6 protein-coding genes and 1 rRNA gene are annotated in these 7470 nt (G+C 32.3%); 6 read left to right on the forward strand and 1 reads right to left on the reverse strand.

Annotated features, from left to right (window positions below):
* Nucleotides 1–192 precede the first annotated feature (192 nt).
* From ACIQ6Z_RS08295 to ACIQ6Z_RS08320, 6 genes are all read left to right on the forward strand, one after another.
* The gene (locus ACIQ6Z_RS08295) at nt 193–825 is read left to right on the forward strand and encodes a Crp/Fnr family transcriptional regulator (RefSeq protein ID WP_396197547.1); all 633 of its coding nucleotides are present in this window, start codon (nt 193–195) and stop codon (nt 823–825) included.
* Entirely contained in the window at nt 825–1607 is a 783-nt protein-coding gene (locus tag ACIQ6Z_RS08300; RefSeq protein ID WP_396210433.1) for a sulfite exporter TauE/SafE family protein, read from the forward strand. Before ACIQ6Z_RS08295 ends, ACIQ6Z_RS08300 begins: the two co-directional genes overlap by 1 nt.
* Nucleotides 1608–1664: 57 nt before the next feature.
* Entirely contained in the window at nt 1665–3074 is a 1410-nt protein-coding gene (locus ACIQ6Z_RS08305) for a rhodanese-like domain-containing protein (RefSeq protein ID WP_396210434.1), read from the forward strand.
* A 403-nt stretch (nt 3075–3477) separates the two neighbouring features.
* Complete coding sequence (locus ACIQ6Z_RS08310) at nt 3478–3753, forward strand: hypothetical protein (RefSeq protein WP_396210435.1); 276 nt, start codon at nt 3478–3480, stop codon at nt 3751–3753.
* A 70-nt stretch (nt 3754–3823) separates the two neighbouring features.
* Nucleotides 3824–4543: a GLPGLI family protein gene (locus ACIQ6Z_RS08315; protein ID WP_396210436.1), complete on the forward strand. Its 720-nt coding sequence runs from the start codon at nt 3824–3826 to the stop codon at nt 4541–4543.
* Complete coding sequence (locus ACIQ6Z_RS08320) at nt 4540–7191, forward strand: hypothetical protein (protein ID WP_396210437.1); 2652 nt, start codon at nt 4540–4542, stop codon at nt 7189–7191. The genes ACIQ6Z_RS08315 and ACIQ6Z_RS08320 overlap by 4 nt, the downstream gene beginning before the upstream one ends.
* A 137-nt stretch (nt 7192–7328) precedes the next feature.
* Here the strand turns inward: ACIQ6Z_RS08320 and rrf are convergent.
* Nucleotides 7329–7438, reverse strand: a 5S ribosomal RNA gene (gene rrf, locus ACIQ6Z_RS08325).
* Nucleotides 7439–7470 lie beyond the last annotated feature (32 nt).

The raw sequence follows: 7470 nt of genomic DNA on the forward strand, positions 1-7470 counted from the left end.
TACTTTTAAAATGCGGTTTACTTATGTTTACTGGAAGTGCAGCCACTTCTGTAAACTCGCAAAAAGTGTGGGAATGAAAATTATTTTTATGATAGTATGTCATTATTTTTTCTTAAATTGAATTCAAGTGTAACAAATGTAACATTTGATTTTTAAAGATTAGTAGTATCTTTACAAAAATAGTTTTCATCCATGAAAGACATCCTAACACAATCCTACGGCTATATTTTTGAAGAAGCACTTATTGACGAAATTGTTAAGGTCGCTTCCTTTAAAGAATTTAAGGCAGACGATTATTTGATTGAAATTGGCGATTATATTAAATCAATGCCCTTATTATTGCATGGCGCGATTAAAATATTACGTGAGGATGAAAATGGTGATGAATTACTTTTGTACTTCTTAGAACGTGGCGACACCTGTGCCATGACCTTAACCTGTTGCATGGGACAGGCCAAAAGTAGAATTAGAGCGATTGCCGAAACGGACGGATCCTTGTTGATGATTCCCGTAGAAAAAATGGAAGATTGGCTAACTAAATACAAGACCTGGCGGAACTTTGTGTTTGATAGCTATAACGTTCGCCTTATGGAAATGTTAGAAGCCATTGACACCTTAGCTTTCATGAATTTAGACGAACGATTGTTTAAATATTTAACCGATAAAGCAAAAGTAATTGGCAATACCGAAATTCAAAATACGCATCAAGAAATTGCTTATGAAATGCATACGTCAAGAGTGGTAATTTCACGCTTATTAAAAGCTTTGGAAATCGAAGGAAAAATAAAATTACATCGAAATAAAATAGAAATACTGCAATTTTAATGGAACTATTTGGCTATTTTGGAGCATTATGCATCGGATTAATCTTAGGATTAACAGGTGGTGGCGGATCAATATTGACCGTACCCATCTTGGTATATGTTATGCTAATTGATCCCATGATTGCCACGGCATATTCCTTATTTATTGTGGGAACCACTTCTGCTTTTGGTGCGATTCAAAACTATCAAAAAGGATTCGTAGACCTTAAAAACGGCTTTTTATTTGCAATCCCTTCCTTTATTGCGGTGTATTTAACGAGACGATTTATTGTACCGCTAATTCCCAACATACTGGTTCAATATCCAATTCTAGTTACTAAAAGTAATTTTTTAATGGTCTTTTTTGCCTGTATTATGGTTTTAGCCGCTTTTTCCATGTTGAAAAAGAAAAAAACAACGGAAGAAACTGTTGGCAATATTTCAGTATTTACTTTGCTTATCCAAACGTTTGCTATTGGAATCATTATCGGATTAGTTGGTGCTGGTGGCGGTTTCTTAATTATTCCTTCGTTAGTTTTGTTTGCCAAATTACCCATGAAAAAAGCAGTAGGCACTTCTCTTTTCATCATTGCCATGAATTCGCTTATTGGATTTTTAGGCGATCTTCAAAATATTTCGATCGATTGGAAATTTTTAAGTTTCTTTACTGGAATATCCATTGTCGGAATTTTTATTGGCATTTATTTAAACAAATTTGTCAACGAAACACAATTGAAAAAAGGATTTGCTTATTTTGTATTATTGATGGCCACCTTTATTTTGGTTAAAGAAATCGTATTGTAACTTTTGTTACTTCAAAACACCTAGCATACCATTATTTTTACATAAAATTATAGACTTATGAAAATCGAACAAATTTATACCGGATGCATTGCTCACGCAGCTTATTATATTGAAAGCAATGGTGAAGCAGCTATTTTTGATCCACTACGCGAAGTACAACCTTATATCGATAGAGCTCAAAAAGATAACGCTAAAATCAAATACATTTTTGAAACACACTTTCATGCCGATTTTGTTTCTGGTCATTTAGATTTGGCGCAAAAAACAGGCGCTTCTATTGTGTATGGCCCAACAGCCAAACCTAATTTCAACTGCATTATAGCAACCGATTACCAAGAATTTAAAGTAGGAGGCGTTACCATTAAAGCCATTCATACTCCAGGACATACGCTTGAAAGCACTTGTTACTTAGTAACTGACGAATCAGGTAAAGACCACGGAATCATTACAGGCGACACGTTATTTATTGGCGATGTAGGTCGTCCTGATTTAGCGCAAGAATTAGTGGAAGATTTAACTCAAGAAGTATTAGCCAATCATTTATTTGATTCGCTTCGCCATAAAATTATGCCGTTGAGTGATGATTTAATTGTGTATCCAAATCACGGTGCCGGTAGTGCTTGTGGAAAAAACATGAGTAAAGAAACAACCGATACCTTGGGCAACCAGAAGAAAGTAAACTATGCATTGCGTGCGGATATGACACGTGAAGAATTCATTGCCGAATTATTAGACGGTTTAACACCGCCTCCAGCCTATTTTCCACAAAATGTGATGATGAACATTCAAGGATATGACAGCTTAGAAAACGTAATGAACAAAGGAAATATCGCGTTAACGCCTAATGAATTTGAAGCAGTGGCCAATCAGTCTGAAGCCTTAATTTTAGACGTTCGTCACGAAAGTGAATTTGTGGTAGCACACATTCCAGGATCTATTTTCATAGGTTTACACGGACAATTTGCGCCATGGGTTGGAGCCTTAATTCGCGATACCAAACAACCTTTGTTATTAGTAACGCCCGAAGGCTTAGAAACCGAAACCATTACGCGTTTATCTAGAGTAGGATTTGATCATACGTTAGGCTATTTAAAAGGCGGAATTGATGCATGGAAAGCTGTAGGTTATGAAACCGATGCAATTACTTCTATTTCTCCAGAAACGTTTGCTGCACAATATGAAGCAGCTATTGTTGTAGATGCGAGAAAGCCAAGCGAATTTAAAGCGGAGCACGTAGAAAAAGCGATTAATATTCCATTGGATTATGTAAACGAGCAATTGGCCGAAGTACCAAAAGAAGACACCTTCTTTTTACATTGTGCTGGTGGATACCGTTCGGTGATTATGTCTTCTATTTTAAAAGCACGAGGCTACCACAACATGATCAACGTAGAAAAAGGAATGACAGGCATTCGCACTACCGAAGTGCCACTTACCGCTTTTGTTTGTCCGAGTACTTTAAAATAAACAAAACTTACAATTATAAATTAAATCCGACTTTTTAGTCGGATTTTTTTGTGGTTATATTTTAGCAAAGAGATTTGTTTTTCTTATTTATTACTGTTATGTTAAAATTATATACATATATTTTAAAATAAAAAATATTTAGTAGATTTGAAAACTAAATGCGAAATAAAACTTTAAAACACATAAAATTAGCTACAAGAAAACTTTATAACCGACGTTCGTGTAAAATTTCAACGTTCAGCCTACGAAATGGCTTATTATAGAAGAGAAATAACACCTAACAGAATAATATAAATAACTTGTAGCAGGCAGAAACCCCTATGGAAAACAATAGCAGAAAATCTTTGACTGCCTTAATGAGCCAGAAGCTCTTGCAAAGATTCAAGCAAATACCATTAAAAATATGAAAAAATTATTTTTTTCTGTCGCATTCCTAGCGTTTAGCGGCATAATTTCGGCAAATACAATTACAATCAAATCAGAAATTGAGATTGAAGTACCAATATCTAAAGTATGTTGTATACGGTCTGCCACAAGCACGGCAGGAGAGGTAGTCACTGCAAAATGTTGTGTACCTAGTACAGGAGATACCGTAATCGACAGAGGACATGCTTGTGAAAGGGCACAAAATGCGGCAAATGCACTAGTTGTAGCTCTGGAAGAATCCCCAGCAAACTAAATCAGTATTATTATATTTCCGTTCTTATATTGGATATCTGAGTAAGAACGGATTTTTAAAAAATGTCAAAATGAAATTTCAAAACACAATATTGTTAGTACTAGTTACTAACCTTTGCTTTTCGCAAAACACAAATCTAGCGGTTACTTATAAGTCCATATTAAAAGATGATTTAAACGAATATGGGAGTTATATGTACGATAAAGGAGAATTAATAACCAATAGTAAAGAAAGTTTATACTTTGAAACCCCATTGGATACGATTTTTTATATGGAAAACTTCGGTACTGTGTCAACTTACAGCAATAAATATAAGTTTACATATTACAAAGATTTAGTTAAAAATGTTGTTATTTATGATAGGAGCTATAGTCTTAAGCAAATTGTTGCAGATGATCAGTATAAAATTGATTGGACTGTTACAAACAACACAAAAAAAATACTTAATCACCAATGCCAAGGGGCAATAGGACAATTTAGAGGAAGAAGATATATTGCTTTTTTTACAACTGAAATATCGATTCCTAACGGGCCATTTAAATTTGATAGTTTACCAGGTCTTATTTTAGAAGTAAAATCAGAAGATGGAGCAGTGTCAATTATAGCAACAGAAATTAAGCAAAATGACACAATTATAGCCAATCCTTTTATTGGTAAGAACTACAACTCGTGGTCGGATTTTATGACATCATATGGAAAATATCTAGATAGAGTTAGCAACAAAGTTTTGGAAGAGAACACCACAATGACAGTACCAAATAGATATATCGAATACTTTATAAAAAAATGAAATTTATAATATTTATTCTAATTATATTCCTACTTCAAAATAACCTATTTTTTGGGCAACAAAAAATTGAAGGTAAAATAACACATGAGGGTAAAGAAATAATTAATGCTTCTATTTTAATAAAAAAAATAAATTCAGAGTCTATTTTAAAATATACAACCTCAAATGAAAATGGCTATTATTCTATATTAATTAATAATGTAGAAGATAGTTTAATATTAGAGGTCCGTGCATTTAACTTCGAGGAAATGCAAAAGAATATATTAATCAATACTGGAATTAAAAATTTACAAATCGATTTTGAATTGAAACCAAGAATAACTCAGCTCCAAGAAGTTTTGATAAAAGAGAAACTAAAATTTGCACAAGTAAAGAATGATACTATTGTTTATGATCCAAAAAAAATATTAGATGGAACTGAGCGTGTGGTTGAGGACTTAATAAAAAAAATACCAGGAATAAAAATTGGAGAAAACGGCGAAATAAAAGTTAATGGGAAATCAATAAAAAAAATGCTGCTCGATGGTGATGATTTATTTGATAACCAATATGCAATTGGCTCAAAAAATATCAATGTCGATATGATTGAAAAAGTAGAAGTTATAGAAAACTATAATGAAAACTCTGTTTTAAGGAATATTGCACAAAATAATGACGTAGCTTTAAATTTACGCTTCAAAAAAGGACTAACAGATTACTCGGCAAACACACATATAGGTTATGGAATTGAAAACAGATACGATGCAAAAATTACAGTATTGCAATTAAATTCCAAAAACAAAACTTTTGGACTATCCTCTTATAATAATACAGGAAATAATTACTCTCCATTTGACGCGCAATCTAAAACGCAATCGGTTGAATCAAGTACAGATAACGATTTAATTGCAAAAGAAATTGTTGGACAAGGAGATTTTTCATCTAGCCTGCCCAATAGATTTCACAGAATAAACAGCAATTTTTTTTCGAGCCTGAATAATCTTTATAAAATCAACAAAAAAACTACGTTAACATCTAATTTTTTATTCTACAACGATAAATTGTCTCGTCAAAACAGCAGTGAAACAAATTTTTCAGCAAACAATGATAACTTTTCGTTTTCAACACTAGATAACATGTTAAAATCTCCTAAAATAATTAACGGTGATGTACGGCTTTCCAACAAAAAAAACAATAATCAAAATTGGGATTATTACGGTAAAATAAATGTACAAAATGTTTCATATGTAAGCAATTCGTTGAATAATGATTTACATCAAAACAATCAAGTTGCTACAAATTCATTTTATACCAAACATAATTTCGCTTTTGCAAAAAAAATTAAAGATAGTACTGCATTAACAACAAATGTATTGTTTTCAAAAAGTGAAGCTCCACAGCGATTTGATTTAACACCTGGCCTATCGACAACTTTATCAGACAATAGCGCATCAACATTTCAAGAAAGTATGTTTAGTAAAACTAATTATAGACTAAAGGCGGAACTCTTGGGAACGGTCTACCAATTAAAATATAAGTCTACTTTAGGCTACATATTTTTTGATAATAGGTATAAATCATTATTAAAATCAGCCGATACAAACGGTTCAACAGTCAATAACGAAACAATAAATAATTACACTACGTTTAAATACAATTTGCCATTTGCAGAATCAATTATTGAATATTCTTCCCAGAATATTGGTTTTAGGATTGGTATTGTATTGCAATACTTTAAAATCAGTTTGAAAGATAATATTCAAAATGTTTATCACAAAAAAAACACTACAAATCTAAATCCTTCAGCAATTTTAATTTATAAGTTATCAAAAAAATCCGCGATACAAACTAGCTATTTCTATGACAGAAAACTTCCAAGTGAAGACCTGCTATTTGAAGGAAAAGTACTAACTAGCTTTAGAAATTTTCAAAGCAACTCCAATTCCCTCGATCTTTTAAGGACTCACAGGTTTTCTATCGGTTACAGACATCGTAATTCTGTACATTTAAGCAACTTTAATACAACGCTGTTGTTTAATAAAAGAGAAAACAATTACTTTTCAAATACATTTATCAGCACTGCTTCTACAATATCTAATAGATTTGTTGCAAATATTGGAAATCAAGATATTGCTTTGAACTTCAATGGTGAAAATTATATTGATTTTCTAAAAACCACAGTTACATACAATGCAAACATATCGATTTCTTATGACAATAACATGGTTAACAACTCAGAAATTAGAAAAATTGAAAACAGAGGTATTGATATAGAATTGATCATTAGAAAAAAGTTATTTAAAAAATTATTTTTAGAAAATATATTTATTTACAACAAATCAAAATTCATCGTTAGCCCAAAATCAAACTCTTTTAGTGCGATTGAAGATAGTTTTAAAACTGTTTATCAGTTCAATACTAGTTTCAGGGCAGCATTAAGTTTTGATTTTGTTGCTCCAGATTTATCAGATCGTAACAATTATTTTTTTGCAAACGCAGAGGTAACATTTACATCAAAAAACAAAAAATATGATTACAGAATTATAGGTAGAAATTTAACAAATAATAGGAATTTTTCAACAACAACCGTTTCTGATTTTTCACGAACTGTATCGCTGCATAATTTAGTCAGATTATTCCTAATTGGCAGCATTAGCTTTCGATTTTAGCTAAGCAATATAATAGTCAAAAATATTCAAACCGACCACACGGATTTACACTCGAGCTAAGCGAACTGACGAAGTAATCCGTGCCCCAAAAAACAAAAAAACAAAAAAGCCTGTTCGTTTGAACAGGCTTTTCAAAAAAAAGGCGGCGACATACTCTCCCACATAACTGCAGTACCATCTGCGCAATCGGGCTTAACTTCTCTGTTCGGAATGGGAAGAGGTGAGCCCCGACGCAATAACCACCTTAAGGTTTTAGTCGGTAGTTTCTAGTTTACAGTA

This window comes from Flavobacterium sp. (assembly GCF_044376915.1).
In the GTDB taxonomy this organism is placed as follows: Bacteria; Bacteroidota; Bacteroidia; order Flavobacteriales; family Flavobacteriaceae; genus Flavobacterium.

What these genes read in the sequence shown, in the direction of transcription:
- ACIQ6Z_RS08295 (WP_396197547.1), top strand. Translation starts at nt 193, where the DNA reads ATGAAAGACATCCTAACACAATCCTACGGCTATATTTTTGAAGAAGCA.
- ACIQ6Z_RS08300 (WP_396210433.1), top strand. Translation starts at nt 825, where the DNA reads ATGGAACTATTTGGCTATTTTGGAGCATTATGCATCGGATTAATCTTA.
- ACIQ6Z_RS08305 (WP_396210434.1), top strand. Translation starts at nt 1,665, where the DNA reads ATGAAAATCGAACAAATTTATACCGGATGCATTGCTCACGCAGCTTAT.
- ACIQ6Z_RS08310 (WP_396210435.1), top strand. Translation starts at nt 3,478, where the DNA reads ATGAAAAAATTATTTTTTTCTGTCGCATTCCTAGCGTTTAGCGGCATA.
- ACIQ6Z_RS08315 (WP_396210436.1), top strand. Translation starts at nt 3,824, where the DNA reads ATGAAATTTCAAAACACAATATTGTTAGTACTAGTTACTAACCTTTGC.
- ACIQ6Z_RS08320 (WP_396210437.1), top strand. Translation starts at nt 4,540, where the DNA reads ATGAAATTTATAATATTTATTCTAATTATATTCCTACTTCAAAATAAC.